We start from the raw sequence: 25629 nt of genomic DNA on the forward strand, positions 1-25629 counted from the left end.
TCCCTATGAGAGGAGCATATTCAAATGGCTTTTATCGACTGTCACTTTTATTCAGATTCCCTGGGTGTTTCGGCTTCCATGTATGTTATATTACCTCAGCCTGCTCAAAATCAGATCGGGATGGCCTCAGCAAGCTACGGAACAACAAAGCATCCCACACTGTACTTACTGCATGGTTTATCAGACGATCACACCATTTGGATGCGAAGAACGTCCATCGAGCGGTACGCAGCGAAGCTAGGGATAGCCGTTGTCATGCCGGCTGTTAATCGCAGCTTTTATACAGATATGGCGGCAGGACCGAAGTACTGGACGTTCATTAGCGAGGAACTGCCGGCAATTGCTAGATCCTTTTTCCCATTGGCAGAGGAACGAGAATTGAATTATGCTGCGGGCTTGTCGATGGGCGGATATGGCGCGATAAAGTTGGCTCTTACACATCCAGACCGATTTGCGGCGGCTGCCAGCTTATCTGGAGCCGTAGATATTTCGCATCGAGCATTAAACTTTCCAGGTGATTTCAAGTTGATTTATGGTGATGTGACGACTATTAAAGGCAGTAAGAATGATTTGTTCTACCTGGCAGACCAGGTGAATGCTAGCAAGGGACCGAAGCCTAGCTTATATCAGTGCTGCGGTACGGAAGATTTCCTATTTGAAGAAAATATCCGGTTCCGCAATTATTGCAGGGAATTGGGTCTAGACTTGACCTATGAGGAAGAGCCTGGAGAACATGAGTGGGGCTATTGGGACCGTAAAATTCAAAATGTCCTAAACTGGCTGCCGCTCCCAGCCCGTACCTAGTGGGAAAATATGTTCTTTTCTTTTTGCAACAAACGGGTCACTATGGTATAGTTTCTCGTATATGTCGAGGAAGCAGTGGAGGGAAATGGTTTGCTGAAAAAGCTCGTACCCAGACAGTCCGTGCATACAATCTATGATATTGATGCCAATCATCTATGGGGATTTGGTGTTCGCGGTATCATTACCGATCTCGATAACACACTCGTTGGCGCGCGCGATCCGCATGCGACTCCAGAGTTAATAGAGTGGTTGAACCGATTGCAGAAGATGGGCTTCAAGGTCGTCATCGTGTCCAATAACAATCATGGGCGCGTATCCGCCTTTGCGGAGCCGTTAGGCATTCCTTTCATTCACAGAGCCAAGAAACCATGGAACGTTTCATTTCACAGAGCTATGAAGCTGCTTGGTACGAATGCGAGACAAACAGCGGTCATAGGCGATCAAATGCTGACGGATGTGCTTGGCGGCAATCGAATGGGGCTTTACACGATTCTGGTAAATCCGATTTCCATTAATGACGAAGGTTTCTTCACGCGAATTAACCGGCGGATTGAGAAATGGGCGAATACCAGGATGAAGAATTAGGAGGTTTCATGAGTATAGAAACGATTAATCATTGTGCGGGATGCGGCGTATTGCTGCAAACAGAAGACAAAAGCAAGCTCGGATTTATTCCGTCAGAAGCGCTGCAAAAGGAACCGGTTATTTGTCAGCGCTGTTACCGGATCAAGCATTATAACGAATCTTCGAGTATCACGCTGCAGCAGGACGACTTCCTGAAATTGCTGGGACATGTCGGTCAAACCAAGGCGCTAGTTGTGAAGATTGTGGACATTTTTGATTTTGAAGGCAGTATGATCAGCAGTTTGGGTCGTTTTGTCGGCACGAATCCGGTGCTGCTTGTCGTCAACAAGATTGACTTGCTGCCGAAAGTGACAAATGCCAATAAGATCATTAACTGGGTGCAGCGTAGAGCCAAAGAGGCCAACCTTAAGGTTGTTGACATTGTGCTCTGCAGTGCGAAGAAGAACATTGGCTTCGATCGCGTGATTACAGCCGTGCAGGAACACCGCGGCGACATGGATGTGTATGTTGTCGGTGCTACCAATGTCGGCAAATCGACGCTTATTAACCGTTTAATCAGCGATTACAGCGATTTGGAAGCGGAGCTGACGACATCCCAGTACCCGGGCACGACGCTGGATTTGGTCAAAATCCCGCTTGATGATGGCCGATTTATTGTAGATACGCCGGGGATTGTACACTTGCATCGTCTAACCGAGGTTGTGAAGAAACGTGATTTGGCCCGTATCATGCCAGATAAGCCGCTCAAACCGGTTGTCTTTCAGTTGAATGAAGAACAAACGTTGTTTTTTGGTGCGCTAGCTCGGTTTGATTTTATTAAAGGTGAACACCAGTCGTTCACATGCTACACGTCCAACGCGATCCAAATACATCGCACGAAGTTGGAGCGGGCAGATGATCTGTACGCAGATCACAAAGGCGTCATGCTTGCACCTCCGAATGAAGCGGACTTGGACGAGTTGCCTCCGCTTGTGAAGCATGGGTTTAACATTCCAAAGGGGAAACAAATGGATGTGCTCATCTCCGGTTTAGGTTGGATCAAAGTGAACAGCCTAGCTGGTTCACAGCTTGCCGTTCATGCACCGAAGGGAATCAAGGTTATCGTACGCGAGTCATTGATATAGGGGGACCAGAGGAAACCATGGAGAAGAGCCGGGCGATTGACAGTCATACGATTCTATATGGGGTTTTCGGAGATCCGATTCGGCATTCCCGTTCTCCCATCATGCTGAATCGTGCTTTTCAAGAGGCAGACATTAACGCGGTTTATGCTGCTTTTCATGTGCGGCCTGACGAACTTGGAGATGCGGTTCGGGGGATTCGGGCACTGGGGTATCGGGGGATTAATGTAACGATTCCACATAAAGTAGAAGTTATGCAATATCTGGACGAAATTGACGAGGGAGCTCGGGTCGTTGGCGCGGTGAATACGATCGTGAATGAAGACGGCAAGCTCATCGGTTACAATACGGACGGCATCGGCTACGTACGGTCGCTCAAAGAAGAAACTGGCATCGAATTGTTGGGGAAAAGCGTTCTTGTACTCGGAGCAGGCGGAGCCGCTAGAGGTGTTGCCTATGCGCTCGCCAAAGAGGGAGCAGGCTGTATTTATATCGCCAACCGAACCAAAGAGCGCGCTTTGGAGCTGGCGGAGACAATCCGTGCTTTCACGAGGACGATCGGTCTTGGGCTTGATGAGATTTCGAATGTCGTTGATGAAGTGGACTTCGTTCTGAATACAACCTCGGCAGGTATGCATCCACACACGGATGAGCTTCCAATGCCGGTTGAACTTTTAAGAGAACATCATCTCGTTAGTGATTTGATCTATAATCCGCGAATTACAAGGTTCCTACGAGAGGCTGAAGCCCTGGGAGCCCGCATTCATGGCGGATTAGGTATGTTTATTTATCAAGGTGCTTTTGCTTTTGAATACTGGACTGGTCAGCCTGCGCCCGTTGCGGCGATGAGACAGGTGGTAGAACAGTCGTTAGCTGAATAAGAATGAATAGAGGGACATCAATGTTAACAGGCAAACAGAAACGTTATTTGCGCTCGCTAGCGCACCATGTAGATCCAATTTTCCAAGTAGGGAAAGGCGGCGTGAACGAACACTTAATCCGTCATATCCAAGAAGCGCTGGAAGTTCGTGAGTTGATCAAAATTACAGTGCTGAACAACAGCGGAGAAGATCGTGCTGAAGTAGGCACTGAATTGTCCGAGAAGTCTGGTGCAGAGCTCGTACAAGTGATCGGTAAAATCGTCGTGCTTTACAAAGAATCGCGTGACAAGAAAAAGATTGAACTGCCGAGCTAAAGAGGTGTAAGCATGCTTGTCGGAATTATGGGTGGAACCTTTGACCCGATCCATACCGGTCATTTGATCGCAGCGGAGCGGGCGAGGGTGGAAGCAGGATTAGACGAAGTGTGGCTGATGCCGGCTAATGTGCCGCCGCATAAGTCCAATGCGCCGAAGGCCACTACCCAGCAGCGCTGGGAGATGGTTTGCCTTGCTGCGGAGGGGAATCCTTTTTTTCGTCCGATTGATATCGAAATTAGCAAAGGCGGCGTATCTTATAGTATCGATACGATTGAATTGCTGTGCAAAGAATATCCCGCTACAGAATTTGCTTATATTATTGGTGCAGATATGGTTCAATATTTGCCGCAGTGGCATCGCATCGATGACATCGTGCGGCATATTCGTTTTATCGGTTTAGCCAGACCTGGCTACGAACTGGATATGGCGCATATGTCGGCAAACATCCGCTCGCGAGTTACCATTGTCCCTATGCCGCTTGTGGAAATTTCATCCACGGCTATTCGTGAGGAACGAGGGCAGAAACGTTCTGTCCGGTACCTCGTTCCAGAAGTCGTGAACGGTTACATGGAGGTGAACCGATTGTATGAAGCGTGAGAAGCTAATCGCTGCGGTAAAAGAACAAATGCCAGAGAGACGCTGGCTCCATACACTTGGTGTCATGGAAACAAGCGTCATCCTTGCGAATCGATTCGGCGGAGATCCTGTCAAAGCTGATCTTGCAGCTATTTTACATGACTATTGCAAGTATTGGCCTGTGCAAGAGCAAGCTAAGATTATTCGCGAGAATGGATTGCCGCAGGATTTATTGGAGTTTGATAAGGAGCTTTGGCATTCTCATGCTGGTGCGTTTATTGCCCAGTCGCAATTTGGTATTCAGGATGAGGAGGTACTAGATGCTATTCGGTATCATACCTCAGGACGTGAACGGATGACGCTGCTCGACAAAATTGTATGTTTAGCGGATTATATGGAGCCAGGCCGTGAATTTCCCGGTGTTGAGCTCATCCGCGAAGAGGCCAATACCAGCTTGGAGAAGGCGCTAGTTGCCGGTTTTGATTCTACGATTCGCTTTTTAATTGAAAAAGGAAAACGAATTTATCCGCTTACCATTTTGACACGGAATGATTTGATTCAACAAATAAACACCTAACTTATGGAGGTTGATTGAATGAGTAAAAACCCAGAGGAAATTTTAGCATTTGTCGTTGAGGCGGCTGAGGATAAAAAAGCGGCGGACGTTGTCACTCTTAATTTGCAAGGTATCTCCTTGATTGCGGATTATTTCGTCATTTGCCACGGAAATTCAGAAACACAAGTACAAGCGATTGCTAGCGAGGCTAGAAAGAAAGCGCATGAGTACGGCGTCACGATCAGAGGCTACGAAGGTATTGATACGGCAAGATGGGTTCTGCTTGATTTAGGAGATGTTGTTCTGCACGTTTTCCACCGCGATGATCGCGAATACTATAACATCGAAAGACTTTGGTCCGATGCCAAAGTTGTGGAGCGCGTATGAGACTGGAAGCAGGATCCCTCGTTACCCTTGAGGTAGCGAGGGAAGTTCCGCCAAACGGTTATTTCCTGAGCGACGGCTATCAGGATGTACTTTTACCGTATGCGGAAATTGTGGGCAAGATCAAACCCGGTGAGCACGTGGAAGCCTTTTTATTCCATGATACGCAGGACAGGCTGATGGCTACCATGAAACGTCCGCTAATCCAGATGGGCGAAGTGGGGCTACTCGAAGTTGTCGATATTCACCCGAGATTTGGTTATTTTCTAGAGATGGGGTTGGGCCGTAACTTGCTTCTTCCTTACCGTCATGTGCCGGAATTGGAGGAATTGCGGCCTCAAGTAGGGGACAAGGTGTTTGCAACGTTAGCTCACGACCGTCAAGGCCGCTTAATTGCAAAGCTGGCTCTGGAAGACGATCTGGCTCCACTTTGTGTGCGCGCTCCTTCAAGCTGGAGCAACCGCTGGGTGAAAGCCCGTGTGTACAGACCGCTGCAGATGGGAACTTTCGTTATTTGCGAGGCTGGCGTTCTCGGTTTCGGCGTCATCGGGCTTATCGCTCCTACGGAGAGAACACGTTTGCTTCGTGTAGGTGAGCTAGTTGAAGTGCGAGTCGCGTTTGTTCGCGAAGAGGACGGCCGTGTGAACTTGTCCATGAGGCAGCCAAAGGAAAAAGGCATGGATGAAGACGCGGAGAAAATTCTTAGTGTTCTTGAGACGCGTCCTGGAAATGCGATGCCATTTTCAGACAAAACGTCTGCCGATATGATTAAGGAGCGGTTTGGCCTAAGTAAAGCGGCATTTAAGCGTGCGCTAGGCAAGCTGATGAAAGACGGGCTCATTTATCAGGAGGAAGATTGGACCTATCTGAAAAAAGAGGAGAATCCTAGTTAAGATGAGCTATGAGAAATTCGCCTATACGTATGACCGTCTAATGAACAGCATGCCTTACGAGGATTGGCTTCGTTTCGTCAAAGAAAGCTTTGACCGGTTTGGCGTGAAGCCGGCTTCGATTGTTGATCTCGGCTGCGGTACTGGCAATTTGACGATTCCGCTGGCGTTGGAAGGTTATCTCATGACAGGAATTGATTTGTCGGAGGACATGCTGGCTGTTGCTGAACAAAAAGCAGGGGAACATCCTCAGCTTGCGCGCAGCGGAGCTGTTCGCTTGTTTCAGCAGGATTTGCGGGAGTGGGAGCTGGGCGAGCCGGTTGATGCCGCACTATCTTTCTGTGATAGTCTGAACTATTTGCTAGAGGAAGAGGATATCGCAGATGCCTTTCGTCAAACCTATGAAGGGCTTAAGCCCGGCGGTTTATTCCTGTTTGATGTGCATACGCCAGGGCAGCTGTTTGCTTATGCGGAGTCTCAGCCCTTTTTCCTGAACGAAGATGATGTAGCCTACATTTGGACAAGCGAGTTGGATGAGGAAAGAGTTCAAATTCAGCACGATTTGACCATCTTTGTCAAAGAGGAAGGCGGCAAGGAACTATTCCGGCGCATTGATGAAACGCATGAGCAGCGTGCTTATGAGCTAGATTGGTTGGAGCAGATGCTGCGAGCTGCAGGCTTTCGTGAAGTGCATAAGGCTGCTGACTTTACGTGGGATCAGCCAACGAAGCTGACAGAGAGGGCTTTCTTTATTGCGAAGAAATAAAGGCATAAGGAGCCCCGCCGCTTGACAGTACGGCATTATTTTACATATAATCAAAGCTAATCAGATGATCACAAAGCTTGGAAGAGGATTAGTAACTTGCACAGCATCTCGCAGAGAGCCGGTTAAAGGGTGGAAGCCGGTAGATGTCCGACTAGTGAACTCGCCTTGGAGCTAGATGGTGAATCGCCACGCACGTTGGCGCTAGCCGGATCGTTTCACCCGCGTTAAGGGGCAGAGTGAGCACAGGCAAAGTATGCCTTGTGTTAACTAGGGTGGTACCACGGGAATCTAACCTCTCGTCCCTAGCGATATCCGCTAGCGATGAGGGGTTTTTTGGCGCTTATAGCCGTACACAGGGAGGAAATTTCACATGACACAGGAAACGAAAGAAACAAAGGAATTACAAGGCTACAATCCGCAAGCGATTGAGCCCAAATGGCAAGCTTATTGGGATGCCAAGAAAACATTCAAGGTGTTGGAAAACTCGGATAAGCCGAAATTTTATGCACTGGATATGTTTCCTTACCCTTCAGGAGCCGGTCTGCATGTAGGACATCCGGAAGGATATACGGCAACGGATATCGTCTCCCGTTTTAAACGGATGAGAGGCTACAACGTTCTCCACCCAATGGGCTGGGACGCGTTCGGACTTCCGGCTGAGCAATACGCGCTGGATACGGGGAATGACCCTCGTGATTTTACGAAGAAAAATATCGATACGTTCCGCCGACAAATTAAATCGCTCGGATTTTCCTACGATTGGGATCGCGAGATTTCCACGACGGATCCGGAGTACTACAAATGGACGCAATGGATCTTTATCCAGCTGTACAACAAAGGGCTCGCTTATGTAGATGAAGTACCTGTGAACTGGTGTCCAGCACTAGGAACAGTTCTTGCCAATGAAGAGGTCATCGACGGTCTGAGCGAACGTGGTAACCACCCGGTAATTCGTAAGCCGATGCGACAGTGGATTTTGAAAATCACGGAATACGCTGAGCGTTTGCTTGAGGATCTGGAGGAGCTTGACTGGTCGGAGAGTATTAAGGATATGCAGCGCAACTGGATCGGTAAATCGACCGGGGCTGAAGTTCAATTTGCTATTGAAGGGCATGAAGAGAAGAGCCTGACCGTATTTACAACACGTCCAGATACTTTGTTCGGAGCGACTTACTGCGTACTTGCACCTGAGCACGAGCTTGTAGAGCAAATTACAACTGACGGCCAAACGGCTGCCGTGAAGGAATATCAAGAAAAGGCTTCTCGCAAAAGCGATCTGGAGCGCACGGATTTGGCTAAAGACAAAACAGGCGTATTCACAGGTGCCTATGCCATTAATCCTGTAAATGGCGGGAAAGTGCCGATCTGGATCGCCGATTATGTCCTTGGCGGTTACGGTACTGGAGCAATCATGGCTGTGCCTGGACACGACCAACGTGACTGGGAGTTTGCTAAACAGTTCGATCTGCCGATTATTGAAGTCGTACAAGGCGGCAATGTGGAGAAAGAAGCTTACGCTGGAGATGGCGCTCATGTGAATTCCGGACCTATTGACGGCATGAACATTGAGCAAGGGATTAGCCACATGATCGCTTGGCTTGAAGAGAATGGCAAAGGCCGCGGTAAGGTCACGTATCGTTTGAGAGACTGGTTGTTCAGCCGTCAAAGATATTGGGGAGAGCCGATTCCGATTCTTCACCTGGAAGACGGCACCATGAAGCCTGTACCGGTTGACCAGCTTCCGCTTCTGCTTCCTCAAGTCGATGAAATTAAACCTTCCGGCACAGGGGAATCACCGCTTGCGAACGTATCGGAATGGGTGAATACCATTGATCCGGAAACGGGTATGAAAGCCCGTCGCGAAACGAATACGATGCCGCAATGGGCTGGCAGCTGCTGGTACTACCTGCGCTTCATCGATCCGCGTAATGATAAAGAGTTCTGTTCACAGGAGCTTCAACAGCAATGGCTGCCAGTTGATCTATATATCGGCGGCGCAGAGCATGCGGTACTTCACTTGCTGTATGCCCGTTTCTGGCATAAAGTGCTTTATGATCTTGGATTTGTTCATACGAAGGAGCCGTTCCACAAACTAGTAAACCAAGGAATGATTCTTGGCGAAAACATGGAGAAAATGAGTAAATCACGCGGCAATGTTGTAAATCCGGATGATATCGTGAGCGATCAAGGCGCGGATACACTGCGTATTTACGAAATGTTCATGGGGCCGCTGGAAGCGACAAAACCTTGGAATACAACGGGTGTAGACGGAATTTACCGGTATTTGAACCGTGTGTGGAGACTGTTTGTGGATGAGAACGGTCAAGTTCAATCCAAAATCAGCGCGGATGAAACAGTTGGAAGCGATACGTTCAAACGAACATGGCATCGTTCCATCAAAAAAATCACCGAGGATTTCGAAGCACTGCGGTTTAATACAGCGATCAGCCAAATGATGATTTTCGTCAATGAAGCATACAAAACAGAGCGGTTACCGCTCGAAGCGATGAAAAACTTTGTTCAAATGTTGTCTCCGTTAGCGCCGCATTTGGCGGAAGAGCTGTGGGAGAAGCTTGGTGGTACGGAGTCCATTACGTATGCACCATGGCCGACTTATGACGAAGCTTGGACCGTCGACAATGAAATTGAGATCGTGGTGCAGGTCAACGGCAAAATTGTGGACCGCGTGCTGATTTCAAAAGACACCGATGAAGCTGCGATGGAGAAAATCGCCTTTGATCTTGACAAAGTCAAAGAAGCGACCGCCGGAAAGGCCGTTCGCAAATTGATTGTTGTAAAAGGAAAATTAGTGAATATCGTTGTAGGCTAGTCAAGAAATAGACTATTGAGAAGACTGTTGCTTGATGGTTAATTGTTGCTCAGTCTTCTCAAGGTCTTCTTGGTATTTGGCGTGTGTAGCGCGGATAACGCGGGAGAAAACACCGGAAAGCTCTTCATCCAAAATACGCAATCCTTCGGCCGTAATACCGCCGGGCACGGAGACGCGTTTTTGCAAGGTCGTAGGGTTAAAACCGCCCGTTGTCAGCAGTTTGCCTGTTCCAAGTGTCATCTCACTAGCAAGCAGAGTTGCTTCTTCAGGAGAGATGCCTGTTACTTCAACAGCCGCATCGATAAAGGATTGAACAAAATTGGCAAGAAATGCAGGACCACAGCTGGATAGGTCGGATGAGATGCGTGTATAATTTTCAGAAACCCGTATCGGTGACGAGATATGGGCAAATAAATTTTCAAGCCATTCTTTATCCTCAGGCTGCATCCGATTACCATGAATACAGAGTGTAGCACCGCTTAATACATAGTTCGTAATACTTGGAATGATTTTACTTATTTTCGATGGCAAAAGACTTTCCAAATGCTTGATCAGCACAGGACTTGTGATGGATACGATGAATTGGGAGGGAAGCAAGTCCTCTTTAATTTCATCAATAACCTTTTTAAATTCAGAAGGCTTCACACAGAGGAAAATAATATCGCTCTCCAGCACGACTTCTCTATTCGATTGGGCTACCAGAAGCCCAGGATATGTCTCCGCAAGAAGCTCGACTTTACGAATCGTTCGATTTCCTGCAATTATTTGCTCCGGATTGAAAGCCCCAGAATGAATGAACGCTTCAATCAGAATACTTCCCATACTCCCAGTGCCGATGAATCCTGCTTTCATCTAGTAATCCCTCCCGAAAAAAATCAGTCACTTTCATTAATATTTATAGAACGGGGTCAGTTTTGGATGCCATTCGGATGCTTTTTCATGTATATGCATGCTTCTCAGCCATTATGAAAGATTAGCATGTTTTTTTACTGTACAATTTTATTTTCAATGTTAGGAGGGAATTCGTGACTGTATTTCGATATCGAAAATTTCTGTATGTTTCTATGGTTGTTTGTTTTGCCGTTTTTGTTGTATGGCCATTTGTGACAGGGGGACGGTTATCCATGATACAGACGGAATTTGAACCGGTGAATGCGCAAATAGAATCTCTCATTGCGGAAGGGGAGGAAACAGCGTTGGAAGCCTCTGCTGGTTCTGCAAAAGCATCCGCAATTCCTGAAACCTCTTTCCCAGAGGCGTCTCCGGATGCCCCGATTACAAGCAAACCTGCAGAAATGTCTCCCTCGAAGCTAAAAGGAAGCCCAAGTCCATTATCTTCGCCTTCTCACGGTCTATTGGATTTGAACGCAGCAACACTTATGCAATTAAATGATTTGCCTGGGATAGGCGACAGCAAAGCAAGAGCAATCCTGGACTACCGCATGAAAAAAGGGAGATTTAGCAAGGTTGAAGAGTTAGCTGAGGTGAAGGGCATTGGGGATAAAATATTGGAAAAGCTGAAGCCTTTTGTTTACGTAATTTCATCATAGTCCTTTCTTTCATTTTGAGATGAAGTATGAGAGAATACTAGAAATGAAAAAAGGAATATATAGGACACATGGGAAGGGGAGCTAACGATGAGCATACGTAAAGATTGGGACACTTACTTTCTAGATATCGCCTATATGGCTTCCACACGCTCCAGATGCAATCGACGGCACGTCGGAGCTGTGCTCGTTCAAGGGAAAAAGCTGCTCGGAACCGCGTATAACGGCGCTCCGATGGGAGTGCCTGATTGCACAGAAGCAGGGTGCATGCTTGTTGAAGAAATAGAACTGAAAGTGGTAGATGATGTTGAGGAAGTGGTGCGCAAGCAGCGGTGTATCCGCACCATCCACGCCGAGCAAAATCTTCTTCTATTTACAGATCGCGAGGATCGGGAGGGATCTACAGTCTATGTCACCGATCAACCCTGCTGGACTTGTGCCAATATGCTCGCGAACAGCGGTGTGACCGAGATTGTTTTCCATCGCGGCTATCCGAAGGATCACGAGAAAGTTATCCAGTTAATGTCGGTCAGAGGCATCACCTTCCGCCGTATGGAAGGGTACGAGCCACCGCCAGGTACAGTGTCTGACGTTGTGAATTAGATCAATGAAACGGCAAAGAGGAAGAACCTCATTTCTGCAGCAGCCTGTTCAAGGCTCTGTCGGGATGAGGTTTTTTTGTATAGCCGGAAAGAAGGAGTACAGTTAAATGAAACGACCAGTTGTTATAGGATGCTGTCTGTGGATAACTGGCTATGTGCTCGCGCTCTACAGCGAGCTGCCGTGGCTGTCGATGACGACGAGCGCGCTAATGCTTGCCGCGATCGTCGTCATCCAGCTGCTGCGGCTGCCCGGCAGACAGCCGCTGTGCGCCCTCCTGCTGGTCGGAGTAGCCTACGGCTACTTCCAATGGACCGACCAGCGCAACGTCACAGCCCTGCTGCCCCTCATGCAGCAGGAAAACCTGGACGGCCGCGAAGTCACGCTGCTCGGCCGATTCAGTTCCCCTGTCACCGTTGACGGCGACAGGGCCAGCTTTACCGTGGAAGCGGAGTCCGTCCGCTTCGAGGACCGCGCTTTCCCGCTCGGCGGGGAAAGCGTGCAGGTCTCGCTGCGCTTGCTGGCGCAGGCGCAGCAGGAGGCGGCGTCGGCTTGGCGCCGAGGCGACGCCCTATCGCTTACGGGGACGCTGCGCAGCCCGTCTCCGGCACGCAACTTCGGCGGCTTCGACTACCGCCGATATTTGCGCCTTCACCGCACCCATTGGCAGCTCTTGGCCAAAGGGGTGGATCAGGCGCAGGTGCAGCCTGCGGCTGCAGGCTTCAGCGGCGTTCAGCTGCTGCGCTGGAACGACATGCTGCGGGAGAGCCTCAGCCGCCGCATGGACCTGATCTTCCCCGCGCCGCAAGCGGGGTTCATGAAGAGCATGCTGATCGGGTTGACCATTGATCTGGATCCAGAGCGCTTCCAGCAATTTTCGGAGCTGGGGCTGACGCATATTTTAGCCGTATCAGGGCTGAATGTTGCTGTGTTTCTAGGCGTCTGCTTCTGGGGCATGCGACGCTTAAAGCTAACCAAGGAAACGTATTTGCGCATATGCTTTTGGCTGTTGCCCTTCTACATTCTGCTGACAGGGGCCTCTCCTTCCATTGTTAGGGCGGGGTTGATGGCTATGGTGGCGCTGTACGCGGCAAGAAAAGGAGTAACGAAGGATGTGTTGCATAGCATGGCGATTGTGGCTTGGATCATGCTGGTGTGGAATCCTTATTTCTTGCTGGACGTTAGCTTTCAGCTTTCTTTTCTAGTCACTCTTGGACTTATTCTTGGTGTACAGCGCGTAACTGATTTGCTAGAAGAGTGGATAACCTCCCCTGTATTAAGAAACACGGCGTCAATCACACTTGTTTCGCAATTCGTTTCCTTTCCGGTTTCGATCTACTATTTCAATCAGTTTTCCTTGCTATCCTGGCTGGCTAATGCGGTTCTGGTTCCAGTAATCAGCTTAGCTGTATTTCCTGCTGGCCTTGTGGCTGTCCTTGCGGGACTTCTGTATTTGCCAGCAGGGAAAGGAATAGGGTGGCTCATTTCTTGGTTCAACGAAGCCATATTTTGGTCGACAGACAAGCTGCAGCAGCTGCACGTATTCAAACAGATTTGGCCCACCCCAAGCTTGCCATGGATCGGTTTTTATTATCTGCTCCTGATTGGGATTTATGGATTTTGGCGGCAAAGGTTTCGTGACAACATGGATGAGCCCCCGATTAGGTTAGTGAGTTTACAAGAAAGAGAGAGCGGGAAACACGCAATCGGGTTATGGCTTGCAGCAGGAGGATTCCTTATCCTTCTGTGGATAGGCTATTCCCCTGAGCGACTAGAGAGGACTGGGCTTGTTCAATTTATGGATGTGGGTCAAGGGGACTCCATATTAATCCGAACACCGTATGGCCGAAATATCCTTATAGATGGCGGAGGAACCATTACGTTCAGTAAGGCGGGCGAGGGGTGGAAAGCACGAAAAGATCCGTATGAAGTAGGGAAAAAGCTGCTTGTTCCTTTGCTCAAAAAACGTGGTATTCATCAGTTGGATTTGCTTGTGTTGTCCCACGAAGATGCCGATCACAGCGGAGGACTTCAGGCTGTAATCGAACAAATTCCCGTTAAACAATTTCTGTTCAATGGTACCTATAATCCGAATAAAGGCATAGAGAAATTGTTCCGGACTGCTCTAGATAGGAAATTTCCAATGCTTGCTGGAGAACAAAGCGAATGGATTCAATTGGATCCTGTAACCCGACTACGGGTGCTGTATCCTTTTTCAGAAACAGTGGAAAATGCAGAGGTTGTGGAAGATCAAAATGAGTATTCCGTCGTGCTCCTACTGGAAATGCTGGGAACGAAATGGCTTTTTACGGGCGACATGGGTAAGGAATCGGAACTGACGCTCCTGAGTCGTCTGAAACAGAACAAGGAGGAGGCGGCAGATCGCCTTGATGTGTTAAAAATAGCTCACCACGGGAGCAAACACTCCACTTCACAGGAATGGCTGGATTATTGGCAGCCCCGAATGGCTGTGATTTCAGTTGGAGCTGGCAATCTGTATGGTCATCCTGCACCAGATGTCATGGACCGGTTGAGAAATAGCGGAACGCCTATTTTTCGAACGGATCAGATGGGGGAGGTGCAGTTGGAAGTGCGCAAAGATGGCATATTTTCGCGCACCAAAATCAATGAAGTAGATTGAAAAGCAATCGTCTTTCCTGTTATCTTATTAAGACTTGGCTTCTGGAGGCTTTGATTGTTGCAGCTCAATTTCGTTTTGCTGCTTCCACGGCGGGTCTCCGTTTTTGTGAAGGAGTTGATTAATGAGATAAGTACCCAGTGGTACAGCAAAAGAAAGGATTGTACAGATTAAGACCAATCCAGAAGGCATAACTCCTAAAAATGTTGACCACATGGTACATTACTCCTTAGTTGATTCGAAAATATTGCCGATACGCCGGATAATCACTTTGACCTGCACCTCGACCTCTGCTTGAGTAAACAAGTTCTCTCCGGAATCCCAATTGTCCGCGATGGGTTTCCACATGTTATTATGATCCTGGAATAAATAGGGGCCGAGGCCCAAAGCATCTTTTTTGTAGGATTGTTGTAATTTTTTGATCGTTTTATAGGTTGTGGATATAAGCTTGTCTTCCAAGCTTTTCTCAAGCGTTTCTACGGTTTGTCCGTCAGAAGGATCGATGTTTGTGATAGATTTATCCAAAGTTCCTTCAGCTATGATTTTAATTGTAAATTTCATATGGCCCGGGCTTGTTTGTTGGACATAAAACTTCCGATTTGAGCGTTCAACTTTAAAACCTACGATTTGATCATCAATGTTGGACTCAATGATTCCTCCTTTCACTCGTTTCGTAATAAAGTTTAGTCCTTGGGTCTCTTCTCCGGTTAGGAAACCGAGGAATTGCTTGGTGGTTCCGTCAAATAAGGCGCTTCCATTTAACGTTACGCCCCCATCTTCCTTTTTAATTGTTTGTAGAACAAAGCTTTCATGTTTGATCAAAAATTCATGCACATCGCCAATCCTTGATTCGGGAAGCATATAATTCGTTTTTTGATTGTTCTTGGCAATCGAGGAGATATAATCAATTGGCGTCGATTCATTGTTTGGGAAAGTGCCGAGTATATCCGAGGCTTTCCCATCAGCAATCAGAATTTGAACACCACGTCGCATTTCGCTATTCCGTAGAAAAAAATCAAGTACATTGGGAAGGTTCTCTTTATTTTTAGCCACCTCGCTGGAAATGATGATAATTCTCAAGTGCTCGAAATAAGGGGATCGGCTAGTTCTTCCGGATATCCTGGCAGCAATGGCTGGCATCGAGTTTTCTGTCGTCGAAATATTAAAAAAAGCTTGTCCTGCATGCGGATTCATGTTGTTGCCTTGTCCGCTGCTACTACCGCTGCTTTGTTTTAGACCGCCTGGCACAATCATTTGATAAGTGCCTTTGTATAGATTTTTTGAGTTGTCCGCGTCCGGTTTGTCGATAGCGACTCCAACAACGAAGCCGCGTTGATTAATTTCCACGCGGTCCCAGCATCCTGTCAATAGTGACAATGTGCAGCCGAGACATAGCGTGCAGACAAATTTTCTAGGAAGCATCGCTCTTCACTCCTCGAAGCTTGGCAACCGCGTGAATGAGAATTGGAAACAGAATGCTCACCACTATACCTGTATAACTAATGATGGAGCTCATTTTACTAAAATCAGACAAATTTTTCGGATACATACACAATAGATAGATGATCGGACTAAGGATAAATACCCATGTTTTGTGCTTGGGTTTGGTGAACAAAGACCGAAGTCCATAAATCGTACAATCATAGGCCATTACAGTTGTTGTAAATACAGCCATAATCCAAATCGTAAAAAATATGGATTCAAACCGTTCAAAGAATTCGCCAGGAATCTGCATTTCCTTAGCAAGCTCTACGGCAGGATAGGTGATTTCCGGCAGTGCGAGCTGCGAAAAAACACCTACACAGACGAGATAGATTGACGTATATAACACTAGAGGGATAAGTACACCAATAGCAACTGCTTTTGGAGCATCTTTGGGTCGATTCATCATCGTAATGTAGAATAAGATGACTTCAAAGCCTAAAAGCGAAAAAGCGGTTGTTTTCGTCGCAGAGGCTAATGATTTCCAGTCCGTCGTAAAAAACGGTTTTAATTCTTTCACATCGACCATGCCAAGGCTAAAGAGAAGAACGAGGACCGTGACAAAGAGTACGATCGGTATAAATAAGATATTTAAACGAATTAGACCTACGCGGCTGCCGCTAACGGCATACACGTTTACCATTAAGAAAGCAAAGGCAATGACCTCTACAGGCGTCGTTTCAAATAAGTATTGTTTGGCAATATTGGCGATAGCCCTAACTTCATAAGCGCAAAAGGAGAGAAAGTAGAGCGACAGCAAGAGAATAGCTGCGAAAGCGATAGGCTTCGTAACAGCGGCAGAAGCATAGACGTAGTAGCCTTGGGCGCTGAAATGCGTCGCAATTTTGGCAAGTATCCAAGCGACACCAATGGCGAGTATGCCTGCTATGACCATAGATATCCAACCGTCCGAGCCATGGACTGATTTCGCCAACTCGCGAGGGAGCATCAGGATGCCAACCCCAATAATCATAGATGTCACCGTAATGGAAATATCCAAAAAGCTGATCTCTTTATCTCCGTATTCAAAAGACTTCATTCTTTATTTCTCCTTAACTTTCATTCTGTCCTCGTTTTTAGTTTGAAGCATTTGCGGCCGTTTCTTCATGAAGTGAAGAGGAGCGCGCAGGACAAGATCTTTCCAGTCGCGAATGAACAGAGGCGCAAAAGGTGTGGAGTAGGGAATTCCAAAGCTTTTAAGATTAACGATATGGATGTTGATCATGATATAAGCCAGAATGATACCATACAATCCTAGGAACGCCGCGAACAACATGATGCCGAATCGCATGACACGTAGGGAAATGGCAAATGAATACGAAGGCAAGGAGAAAGATGATATGGCAGTGACAGCAACGACAATAACCATGACGGGACTTACCATACCGGCAGCCACCGCGGACTCTCCAATCACTAAGCCGCCTACGATCCCGATCGTTTGCCCAATGGGTTTAGGCAAACGCAGCCCAGCTTCTCGTAACAGCTCCAACGTGAATTCCATCACGAATGCTTCAATAACGGCTGGAAACGGTACACCTTCCCGCGACCCGGCGATAGAAAAGGCAAGTTTGGAAGGAATCATCCCATGATGAAATTCAAGTAAAGCAATATAGAGCGCAGGCAGGAAGGTGGCAATAAAGGCGGATATCAGCCGTAGAACCCGAGTCAGCGTGGATATCAGCCAGTTTTGATAATAATCCTCAGGCGATTGAAGGCTCGATGAAAACGTAATCGGCAAAATGAGCGAAAAGGGGTCGCCGTCAACTAGAATAGCGACACGTCCTTGGAGGAGAGCGCCGGAAACTTTGTCAGGCCGTTCTGTGTTCAAAATGACAGGGAACGGGCTTAGAAAACTATCCGTGATCCATTGCTCCAAATAACCGGAACCTTCAATATCGTCTATATCAATACTATTGATGCGCCGCACAACCTCTTTTACTAGATCCTGATGTACGATATCGGCAATATAGGCGACAATGACTTTTCTTCTGGCCCTTCGGCCGATTTGAAAGGTGTCAAAAACAAGATTGGTTTCTTTTATTCGTCTTCTAAGCATCGCGGTATTGGTTCGTAAATCTTCTGTGAAACCGATCCTCGGTCCGCGAATGATGGATTCAGTCTGCGGTTCCTCAATACCTCGGGATTTCCAGCCGTTGCTAGTAACTATGATGTATTGGGACAGATCGTCCAATAAAATCAATGTGTTTCCGGAAAGGATCTCTAGGAGTGCTTCGTCTAGAAGTTCACCTGTATCGATTTCAAAAGTAGTTAAGATTTGCTGTGTCAAGGTGTTTAATAGTTCCAAGGCAGAGCCTACAGGTTGTAGGTCGGAATGAAGCATCGGATTAATGAGCTGTTCATTAACAAGCGTTGTATCTACCAAGCCATCAATGCAGACGATTGCGCAAGGATACTCTTCCTGGCCAACTGTAAACTGTCTAATAATGAGGTCGCTAGGCTGGTGCAGCAGCGTTCTAATTGTATTCAAGTTATCCTGCAGAGTTGGCAGTATGATTTTGGCAGGGTTTGAGGATGTACGGCTTGCTGGAGTTTTCGTATTGCTGCTGTGAGACATGCGTCTTCTTCCGAATAATTGTTTGAACACGGCAAGCCCTCCGCTTATCTATAGCTTCTCTGTAATATTTACCACTTTAGTTAGAAATAAACGGTTTTTGAGCGAAATCAGAAAGGGGACGAATGAATTTATCCCTATGGATTAAACTAACACGCTTCTTTTACGTCTAAGAAGTATATTTATTCGTTAAAGTTTGATATTCTGGAAGTTGCAAACAGCCTTAATATTTTTTATTCTAAAAATTTTGCAACATTATGAGACGTTGCTGCGTCTGTAAGATTGCAAGAGGGAGGGATCCCAGTGGTAGCACCCGAACTGGTTAAAAGAGCTCAGGCCGGTGATCGTGATGCACTCATTACCCTATTGCGAGAAATTGAGTCTCACGTCTATCGAACCGCTTATTATATTTTGAATAATGAACAAGATGCCCTTGATGCTTCACAGGAGGCGCTACTTCGGATTTATACCAAAATTAATTCATACGAAGAAAAAGCGTTGTTTAAGACGTGGGTACAGCGGATTGTAACGAACATCTGCATCGATAAATTTCGCAAGGCGAAACCTACGGTTTCTATTGATGAGCATGATATGACGTTTACTGCAGAGCAAAATGTTGAATATGAAATTATGTCTGGCTATTTAGCCAAAGATATTCGAGAAGCAATCGATAAGCTTCCCGAGCACCATCGGTCTGTTGTTGTTCTCCGTTATTTGCAGGACTTTTCGTATCACGAAATTGCCGAATCTTTAAATTTACCGCTCAATACGGTGAAGTCTTACTTATTTCGAGCTAGACAGCAGTTACAATTGTTGCTCCAAGAATATCAGAAAGGAGGTGTTCGGGGATGAATTGTCAAGAGGTGATGGAACTTATGCAAAGGCAGCTGGATGGAGATCTGAACTCGCAAGAGGAAGATGAGCTCCATGCTCATTTAGCCTACTGTTTGGACTGTGTACAAGTGTTTGAACGTTTACAAAGATTGTCGGGTGAGTTGGCCCAATTACCGAAGGTTGTTCCTCCATACAGCTTGGTCGATGCCATTCTGCCGCAGCTAGCAGAGATTGATAGAGCAGCCGCGGCGTCCATTACTGACAAGGCAGCTGTCTTCAGCGCAGAAGTTAGCCATATTGAACAAGGACAGCGCAAGAAACTTCCTTGGACACGCCGATTTGGATCGCAGTTCTCTTGGAAATTTGCAAGTGGCGTCGTTGCCGCCGGTCTCATTCTTGGATTCTTTGCTTTTAACATGAAGCATCCTGTGATGGAAAACGCCGATGGTATACTGCCAAAGGCAGGATCTAACCAAGCCGTGAACCATCAGGATTCGGCTGCACCAGAGCTGAAGATGAATAGAGAAATTCAAGGTCCAATGAAAGGTTCAGGCAATCCCGGCGCTAACGAGTCACCTGCTCCAAGTGATGCTGTTTCTACATCTAATCCGGCAGCGGGACAGGACTCACAATCTTCAGGGTCAGATGCAGCGGGCCCGCAAGCTACAACAGATGCACCACTAGAAAAGCCGGATACAATCAATCCGTCCACGCCGGTGGACTCCAAAGATGCAACCCGCACGGGTCCTTCAACTTCGGAGCCTGCACGCATGAAAGATCCAGAGCCAACAGGCGGTAATGAGCAGAAAGCTGCGGATCAGAATCAAACGAATCCGAATCCGGCGCCTATTGCTCCTAATAAAGCTGATAATGATCAGAAGACTGCAACTACACAGCCTTCACCAACGCCTACTCCTACTTCAAATGCAAAAAAAGGGACAGAGAGAGATACAGTACCTGGCATGTATGTTGCGACCGTACCGGTCACTGATAATTTTAAGAAGTCAGCAACAGGGACTTTGACAGCGGCAGTTGAAGATCATCACGTGGTGATCCGTAATAGCGAAACCCTGGAGATTATATTCGAGTCCAAGCAAGTTTGGAAGCCTGAGGATCAGATTACGTTAGTGGATTGGACCAAGGATGATAAATTATTTTATCAAGTCCAAAGCGAGGGCACGCTTCATACGATTCGCGTCGATGTGAAACTCAAAAAAGAAGATACTCCGTAAAAAGATTGAAATGAACGCACCATTAGAGGGGCTCTTGCGTATGTTATACAAAGGGTAGCAGGAGAATGCTATGGGGTTCGCCCACACGGTCTAAGGTTTCTAGAGCCTTTAACCGGTGTTTAAATAGACAGACAAAGGGATTATTTCAAGGTCTTAGGACTTTGACGTAATCCCTTTGTTGTTGGTAAAATGAAGGCGAGGAGTGAACGCCAGCTATGGACGCAAAGAGAGCATTGAAAGATATACAAGCAGGGCGGCAAGCACCCGTATATTTGTGCTACGGTCCTGAGAAATATAAAATGAGAGAGTTTATTCAAGTGCTAACAGATTCGCTCATTGAGCCGGAGCATAAGGAATTTGCCGTGAGTAAATTCGATTTAAGCGAAATCTCACTATCAGCCGTACTTGAAGATGCGGAGACGCTCCCTTTCATGGTGCCTAAGAAGCTTGTCATCGCCAAAAATGCGCTGTTTTTTACAGGCGCCAAGGAAAGCACGAAGATTGAGCATCACTTAGACCGTCTTACCGACTATTTAAAATCGCCCGCCGAGCATACTGTCGTTGTGTTTACTGTAGACGCGGATAAATTAGACGAGCGCAAAAAGATCGTTAAAGCGCTCAAAGACATGGAGGCGGCAGTTCCCTTCCTGTCGCTAAATCCAGAGGAGCTGCAGCAGTGGGTGGCTGCTGGGGCACGGCAGCGGGGGTTCTCGTTTACTGGGGAAGCAGCGGACCAACTGATTCTATATACAGGCGGCAATTTGCAATCGTTATCCGCAGAAATTGAGAAGATCTCGTTATATGTGGGGGCTGGGAGCGAAGCCACAACCGATGTTATTGACCAGCTTGTCGCTCGAAGCACGGAACAGAACGTATTTATTCTAATTGAAGACATTGTGAATGTAAGGCTTGAACGCGCCTTCGTTATTCTAGAAGAGCTGCTGAAACAACGGGAAGAGCCGATTAAAATAGCCTCGCTTATTGCAAGGCAATTTCGCATCATGCTGCAGGTGAAAGAGCTTAGCAAGCAAGGATATTCTCAGCAGCAAATGGCGTCTCAGATCGGGTTGCATCCGTTTGCGGTTAAGGTGGCTGAAGGTCAGGCGCGTAAATATAATATTGAGAAACTGAGCAGTATCATGTCCCAGCTGGCTGATCTTGATTTCCAGATGAAAACAGGGAAAATTGATAAAGTGCTAGGGTTAGAAATGTTCCTTCTTAGGCTGGCTGCCTAGGAAGGTTTTTTCATAAACGGAAAAGGAAAAAAGCCCAATTCTCTGAGGAGAACTGGACTTTTGTTTTTATGTCCTGTATTACGCTTGGGCCGTAAGAGCGTTCAGCTTTTTAGCCAGACGGGACTTCTTGCGGTTAGCGGCATTTTTATGGATTAAACCTTTAGAAGCTGCTTTGTCTAACTTTTTGGAAGCGTTAATTAGAGCTTCTGGGCTTACAGCTGTTTCGAAAGCTTTCACAGCAGTACGCAGAGCGGACTTTTGGGAAGCGTTACGAAGACGGCGCTTTTCGCTAACTTTTACTCGTTTAATAGCGGATTTAATGTTTGGCATGAAATTCACCTCCTACTTACAAAACACGGTTCAACGTTACATTTGTATGTTTGCTGACAACTTTAAGTATTCTACCATGCAACTATTGAAAATGCAAGACCTGTCAATAGGTTTTCAGTGGTTTTTGCATTTGCATAACGGCCTCAAATTCGTCACACACTAAAAGATGCAACACACCTCAGAAAGGGGAACTTCTATGGACTTAAGCTCTTTTACAACACATACGGATCTTGCACTAGATGCAAGGGATATGGCTCATGCAGCGAACCAAGGGCAGCCGATACCTGGTATTGAACAGGAGTCGACCCGTGAAAATGGGATACGCGTTACCAAAATCAATGTGAAAAATGAAGAAGGTTCCAAAGCCCTCGGCAAACTCCTAGGACATTATATAACAATAGAAGTTCCTGCACTGCGCGAAAAAGACAGTCAATTGCAGGACCGCGTAGCGACCAAGCTAGCTCAAGAATTCGAGCAGTTTTTACGGGATATCGGGATTCCCCAGAATGCCAAAGCGCTCGTTATCGGACTCGGCAATTCCAATGTTACACCCGATGCGCTCGGTCCGCTTGTGGTTGACAATATCATGGTCACCCGCCATTACTTTGAGCTGATGCCTGAGGATGTAAGTCCTGGTTATCGACCGGTCAGCGCAGTAGCTCCTGGAGTGCTAGGGACCACGGGGATTGAAAGCAGTGATATCGTACTCGGGATTGTTGAAAAATCCAAGCCTGATTTCATCATCGCGATCGATGCATTGGCTTCCAGGTCGCTTGATCGTGTAAATACGACCATCCAAATTGCAGATACAGGCATTCATCCGGGCTCCGGTATCGGCAATAAGCGCAAAGGGCTAACCAAGGAGAACCTTGGCATTCCTGTCGTTGCCATTGGCGTCCCAACGGTCGTTTATGCTTCGACGATAGTCAATAACGCGTTTGACCTCATGCAAAAACATTTTAGCGAACAGACAAACAATACGGGCCAGATACTTGGGCTGCTGGACAATATTCATGAAGAGGAGCGCCTTCAACTCGTCAAAGAGGTGCTAAACCCTGTAGGTCATGATTTGTTAGTTACTCCGAAGGAAATTGACCAGTTTATCGAAGACATCGCCAATATTATTGCCAGCGGTCTGAATGCTGCCCTTCACGATGCGGTAGGCGTTGAGAATGTAGCGGCTTATACGCACTGAACGAATCAGAACTGTGTCTGCGAGCTTCGTGGAAACAGTTCTTTCTTTTGCCCACTTTTAGCCCAAACTGGAAGGAAAAAGATGGCAGGCGTCGAAGTAACTGACGATCACCTTAAATAAGGAAGTGGTTCTGTGAGCAGTTCGCAGCTGGCAAAGCTATTCATTGGGTCGTCTGCTGAAAGCATTGAGGTAGCAGAGGCTTTGCAATCTAACCTCCATTTTTCCTGTGATGTCACAGTTTGGAGTCAGTTACTATTCCCGCCTTCACATACAACACTAGCCCCGCTGATCAAGCAGGCTCAAGCAAGTGATTTCGCTATCTTTGTCTTTCAACCAAATGATTTAACGCTTTTGAGAGATTCAGTTGTCAGCACCGTTCGCGATAATGTTATTCTGGAGCTTGGTTTATTCATCGGGCAAATTGGGCTAGAAAGAACTTATTTTCTCATTCCGGAAAAAGAAGACTTACATATTGCCACAGATCTTTTAGGTTTGACACCGCTTACCTATAAGGCGGATCATCCTTCCGGCTTGATGGCAGGACTGGGACCGGCCGCTTATACCGTGAAACGAATGCTGAAGGAGTTAGGGTTGAGGGTCAAATGAAACCTAAAATTTTTATTGGTTGTTCGCCTGCAAGTCTACTTTGGGCGGAATTCTATCAATCGCAGCTAGCTTCCACAGCTGATGTCACCGTCATTAACCAGGGTGTCCTGACGGCATCCCAGCATAAATTAAGGATGCTCAAAAAGCATATTGAAGAAACGGATTTTGCGCTGCTGATTCTGACTCTCGAAGACATGCAGCATCAGGTGACCTATGCCAATCTCTTGGTACTCATCGGTCTTTGTATTGGTGAACTAGGGCACAGCAGGACATTTATTGTGATGTCCAGTGAGTGCGAGCTGCCTGAATACCTCGAAGGCTATAATCCGCTGCGAGTCGATGACACGCAAAATAATCGAGAGATTGGAGAGTTGGCAGGGCCTCATCTTTACCCAATGAAGAGCAGCATTGCTGCGCATAAGAAACGTATGAAGCCTTCGGATATGAAAAAGAATGATGCCATCCGCAGTTTCCTTTTTGATGCACTCGATTCGCTGAGCGTCTCAAACGTGGATTATGATCGTGTTCTAGACAAATTCCATAAGACATTTGATACCAATTGTGGTATAATTGAGCTTCAAGAAGTGACGGCTGCAACGCTGTTTGAGCTTCTCGATGACGGAGTTACTTTACAGCAGTTTGGCCGTGCGGGACAGGTCAGCAATAACCACAGCTTTAATGTGAATGACCCAACCAGCTATCTAGCGGAATGTTACCGCGGCAAAGATACGAACATCTACCTCGGGCGAGCCAAGGATAAAGAAGACGGCGAGTTTGAATATATATATTGCGTGAAGCTGCATCCTACCATCGTTTCCTCCATACATTTCAAAACAAGAGCGGATATACCGCAACGCAATCACCATCAAGTCATGATGGAGTTATCGGAAAGAAATGCGAAGCTCGTGTCTTCACTCAAGTCCATTGTGAAAGGAAGGATTCTCTATGCTGAAGCACATGAAGAAAGTTCGTAACCGACTAACCGCCAAGGATGCACACAAAGCTACCGATAAGAGCTTGCACAAGATATATAACGGCCCTACTGTTCTTAACAAACCAAGCGGGGTAACAATCGTAGCCAAAGGATCATTTGATTTCGAATCTCTAGCCTAACTTTATACGGAAGACCTAAGAACCCCTGATGGGGTTCTTTTTCTTTTTTCATAACACTAGCCTGAGGGTGCACTTTATTTATGATCAAGAATGTATAACAGGATTTCTATTGTTAACAATTGCACTGAGAGGTGGCTCTGATGTATAACGGGAGTTCATGACTTTCCAGCTATTTTAGCTGATGCGGCTTAATGGAGCGTCTTCGCGGTACTGGGCAACTGAGCAATGGAGCGTCTTCGCGGATCTGAACGGGTTGTAGATTAGAGTACTTTTAAGTAACGCCGATTTCTCCTGCTAATTTCTGCGAATGTGCTGCTTTTATTCAAATAACTGGATTTTCTACCTCTAATTTCGTAGATATTGGAGGATTTAGGGTGGGTAGCGATGTTTTAGCTGGAGTTTCTACCGTTAATTCGTTCCCCGCGGTAGCGTCAAGAAGTTTGTGTAAGCTTGTAGAAGTATCCATCAAGACATAATCAAAATTATATTAATTGAATTTTCAGTCTTTTACCTTCGTGTGGGCGAAGCCCACGCG

27 protein-coding genes and 1 other annotated feature are annotated in these 25629 nt (G+C 46.9%); of the genes, 21 read left to right on the forward strand and 6 right to left on the reverse strand.

Features of this window, described 5'->3' with window-relative positions:
• The first annotated feature begins 24 nt into the window (after positions 1 to 24).
• From AC58UW_RS20575 to leuS, 11 genes are all read left to right on the forward strand, one after another.
• The gene (locus AC58UW_RS20575; protein ID WP_497422476.1) at positions 25 to 804 is read left to right on the forward strand and encodes an alpha/beta hydrolase; all 780 of its coding nucleotides are present in this window, start codon (positions 25 to 27) and stop codon (positions 802 to 804) included.
• Positions 805 to 894: 90 nt separating this feature from the next.
• Positions 895 to 1389 (forward strand): YqeG family HAD IIIA-type phosphatase, encoded by a 495-nt coding sequence (locus AC58UW_RS20580; RefSeq protein ID WP_497422477.1) that lies wholly within the window; start codon positions 895 to 897, stop codon positions 1387 to 1389.
• Between the two features lie 8 nt (positions 1390 to 1397).
• Positions 1398 to 2513 carry a ribosome biogenesis GTPase YqeH gene (yqeH, locus tag AC58UW_RS20585; protein ID WP_497422478.1) on the forward strand — a complete coding sequence of 372 codons (1116 nt, stop codon included), beginning with the start codon at positions 1398 to 1400 and terminating at the stop codon, positions 2511 to 2513.
• Positions 2514 to 2530: 17 nt separating this feature from the next.
• The gene (gene aroE, locus AC58UW_RS20590; RefSeq protein ID WP_497422479.1) at positions 2531 to 3391 is read left to right on the forward strand and encodes a shikimate dehydrogenase; all 861 of its coding nucleotides are present in this window, start codon (positions 2531 to 2533) and stop codon (positions 3389 to 3391) included.
• A 20-nt stretch (positions 3392 to 3411) separates the two neighbouring features.
• A complete protein-coding gene (yhbY, locus tag AC58UW_RS20595; RefSeq protein WP_497369021.1) occupies positions 3412 to 3705 on the forward strand; it encodes a ribosome assembly RNA-binding protein YhbY in 294 nt (97 codons plus the stop codon).
• Positions 3706 to 3717: 12 nt separating this feature from the next.
• A complete protein-coding gene (locus AC58UW_RS20600) occupies positions 3718 to 4305 on the forward strand; it encodes a nicotinate-nucleotide adenylyltransferase (protein WP_497422480.1) in 588 nt (195 codons plus the stop codon).
• On the forward strand, positions 4295 to 4861 hold the full coding sequence (yqeK, locus tag AC58UW_RS20605; protein WP_497422481.1) for a bis(5'-nucleosyl)-tetraphosphatase (symmetrical) YqeK: 567 nt from the start codon (positions 4295 to 4297) through the stop codon (positions 4859 to 4861). Before AC58UW_RS20600 ends, yqeK begins: the two co-directional genes overlap by 11 nt.
• An 18-nt stretch (positions 4862 to 4879) precedes the next feature.
• A complete protein-coding gene (gene rsfS / locus AC58UW_RS20610; protein WP_497422482.1) occupies positions 4880 to 5227 on the forward strand; it encodes a ribosome silencing factor in 348 nt (115 codons plus the stop codon).
• Positions 5224 to 6117 carry a CvfB family protein gene (locus AC58UW_RS20615; protein ID WP_497422483.1) on the forward strand — a complete coding sequence of 298 codons (894 nt, stop codon included), beginning with the start codon at positions 5224 to 5226 and terminating at the stop codon, positions 6115 to 6117. The genes rsfS and AC58UW_RS20615 overlap by 4 nt, the downstream gene beginning before the upstream one ends.
• Position 6118: 1 nt before the next feature.
• A complete protein-coding gene (locus AC58UW_RS20620; RefSeq protein ID WP_497422484.1) occupies positions 6119 to 6880 on the forward strand; it encodes a class I SAM-dependent DNA methyltransferase in 762 nt (253 codons plus the stop codon).
• Positions 6881 to 6949: 69 nt separating this feature from the next.
• Positions 6950 to 7187, forward strand: a binding site (T-box leader).
• A gap of 63 nt (positions 7188 to 7250) precedes the next feature.
• Positions 7251 to 9710 (forward strand): leucine--tRNA ligase, encoded by a 2460-nt coding sequence (gene leuS / locus AC58UW_RS20625; protein ID WP_497422485.1) that lies wholly within the window; start codon positions 7251 to 7253, stop codon positions 9708 to 9710.
• Positions 9711 to 9722: 12 nt separating this feature from the next.
• Here leuS and comER read toward each other — a convergent pair whose 3' ends face one another.
• Positions 9723 to 10562, reverse strand: coding sequence for a late competence protein ComER (gene comER / locus AC58UW_RS20630; RefSeq protein WP_497422486.1), 840 nt, complete (start codon positions 10560 to 10562; stop codon positions 9723 to 9725).
• Between the two features lie 173 nt (positions 10563 to 10735).
• Between comER and AC58UW_RS20635 the strand changes: the two genes are divergently transcribed.
• The 3 genes from AC58UW_RS20635 (at position 10736) to AC58UW_RS20645 (ending at position 14498) form a co-directional block, all read left to right on the forward strand.
• On the forward strand, positions 10736 to 11260 hold the full coding sequence (locus AC58UW_RS20635; protein ID WP_497422487.1) for a ComEA family DNA-binding protein: 525 nt from the start codon (positions 10736 to 10738) through the stop codon (positions 11258 to 11260).
• A gap of 87 nt (positions 11261 to 11347) precedes the next feature.
• Positions 11348 to 11860 (forward strand): deoxycytidylate deaminase, encoded by a 513-nt coding sequence (locus AC58UW_RS20640; RefSeq protein WP_497422488.1) that lies wholly within the window; start codon positions 11348 to 11350, stop codon positions 11858 to 11860.
• Positions 11861 to 11966: 106 nt separating this feature from the next.
• Positions 11967 to 14498: a DNA internalization-related competence protein ComEC/Rec2 gene (locus AC58UW_RS20645; RefSeq protein WP_497422489.1), complete on the forward strand. Its 2532-nt coding sequence runs from the start codon at positions 11967 to 11969 to the stop codon at positions 14496 to 14498.
• Between the two features lie 27 nt (positions 14499 to 14525).
• Here AC58UW_RS20645 and AC58UW_RS20650 read toward each other — a convergent pair whose 3' ends face one another.
• From AC58UW_RS20650 to AC58UW_RS20665, 4 genes are read right to left on the reverse strand one after another with little or no spacing between them, the layout of a single operon-like run.
• Complete coding sequence (locus AC58UW_RS20650; protein ID WP_497422490.1) at positions 14526 to 14711, reverse strand: hypothetical protein; 186 nt, start codon at positions 14709 to 14711, stop codon at positions 14526 to 14528.
• Positions 14712 to 14717: 6 nt separating this feature from the next.
• Positions 14718 to 15917: a Ger(x)C family spore germination protein gene (locus AC58UW_RS20655; RefSeq protein WP_497422491.1), complete on the reverse strand. Its 1200-nt coding sequence runs from the start codon at positions 15915 to 15917 to the stop codon at positions 14718 to 14720.
• A complete protein-coding gene (locus tag AC58UW_RS20660) occupies positions 15907 to 17016 on the reverse strand; it encodes a GerAB/ArcD/ProY family transporter (RefSeq protein WP_497422492.1) in 1110 nt (369 codons plus the stop codon). Before AC58UW_RS20660 ends, AC58UW_RS20655 begins: the two co-directional genes overlap by 11 nt.
• A 3-nt stretch (positions 17017 to 17019) precedes the next feature.
• Entirely contained in the window at positions 17020 to 18552 is a 1533-nt protein-coding gene (locus AC58UW_RS20665; protein WP_497422503.1) for a spore germination protein, read from the reverse strand.
• Between the two features lie 300 nt (positions 18553 to 18852).
• On the opposite strand from AC58UW_RS20665, the gene AC58UW_RS20670 reads away from it, so the two are divergent.
• From AC58UW_RS20670 to holA, 3 genes are all read left to right on the forward strand, one after another.
• Positions 18853 to 19401, forward strand: coding sequence for an RNA polymerase sigma factor (locus tag AC58UW_RS20670; protein ID WP_145657049.1), 549 nt, complete (start codon positions 18853 to 18855; stop codon positions 19399 to 19401).
• Complete coding sequence (locus AC58UW_RS20675) at positions 19398 to 20615, forward strand: anti-sigma factor family protein (protein WP_497422493.1); 1218 nt, start codon at positions 19398 to 19400, stop codon at positions 20613 to 20615. The genes AC58UW_RS20670 and AC58UW_RS20675 overlap by 4 nt, the downstream gene beginning before the upstream one ends.
• A 215-nt stretch (positions 20616 to 20830) precedes the next feature.
• Positions 20831 to 21850 (forward strand): DNA polymerase III subunit delta, encoded by a 1020-nt coding sequence (gene holA, locus AC58UW_RS20680; RefSeq protein ID WP_497422494.1) that lies wholly within the window; start codon positions 20831 to 20833, stop codon positions 21848 to 21850.
• A gap of 78 nt (positions 21851 to 21928) precedes the next feature.
• Here holA and rpsT read toward each other — a convergent pair whose 3' ends face one another.
• Positions 21929 to 22180: a 30S ribosomal protein S20 gene (gene rpsT / locus AC58UW_RS20685; RefSeq protein ID WP_028557986.1), complete on the reverse strand. Its 252-nt coding sequence runs from the start codon at positions 22178 to 22180 to the stop codon at positions 21929 to 21931.
• Between the two features lie 196 nt (positions 22181 to 22376).
• On the opposite strand from rpsT, the gene gpr reads away from it, so the two are divergent.
• The 4 genes from gpr (at position 22377) to AC58UW_RS20705 (ending at position 25094) form a co-directional block, all read left to right on the forward strand.
• Positions 22377 to 23375 carry a GPR endopeptidase gene (gpr, locus tag AC58UW_RS20690; protein WP_497422495.1) on the forward strand — a complete coding sequence of 333 codons (999 nt, stop codon included), beginning with the start codon at positions 22377 to 22379 and terminating at the stop codon, positions 23373 to 23375.
• A 132-nt stretch (positions 23376 to 23507) separates the two neighbouring features.
• Entirely contained in the window at positions 23508 to 23981 is a 474-nt protein-coding gene (locus AC58UW_RS20695) for a TIR domain-containing protein (protein WP_497422496.1), read from the forward strand.
• Positions 23978 to 24955 carry a TIR domain-containing protein gene (locus AC58UW_RS20700; protein WP_497422497.1) on the forward strand — a complete coding sequence of 326 codons (978 nt, stop codon included), beginning with the start codon at positions 23978 to 23980 and terminating at the stop codon, positions 24953 to 24955. Before AC58UW_RS20695 ends, AC58UW_RS20700 begins: the two co-directional genes overlap by 4 nt.
• Positions 24939 to 25094: a hypothetical protein gene (locus AC58UW_RS20705; RefSeq protein ID WP_497422498.1), complete on the forward strand. Its 156-nt coding sequence runs from the start codon at positions 24939 to 24941 to the stop codon at positions 25092 to 25094. The genes AC58UW_RS20700 and AC58UW_RS20705 overlap by 17 nt, the downstream gene beginning before the upstream one ends.
• Positions 25095 to 25629 lie beyond the last annotated feature (535 nt).

The organism is Paenibacillus sp. J22R160 (assembly GCF_059692135.1).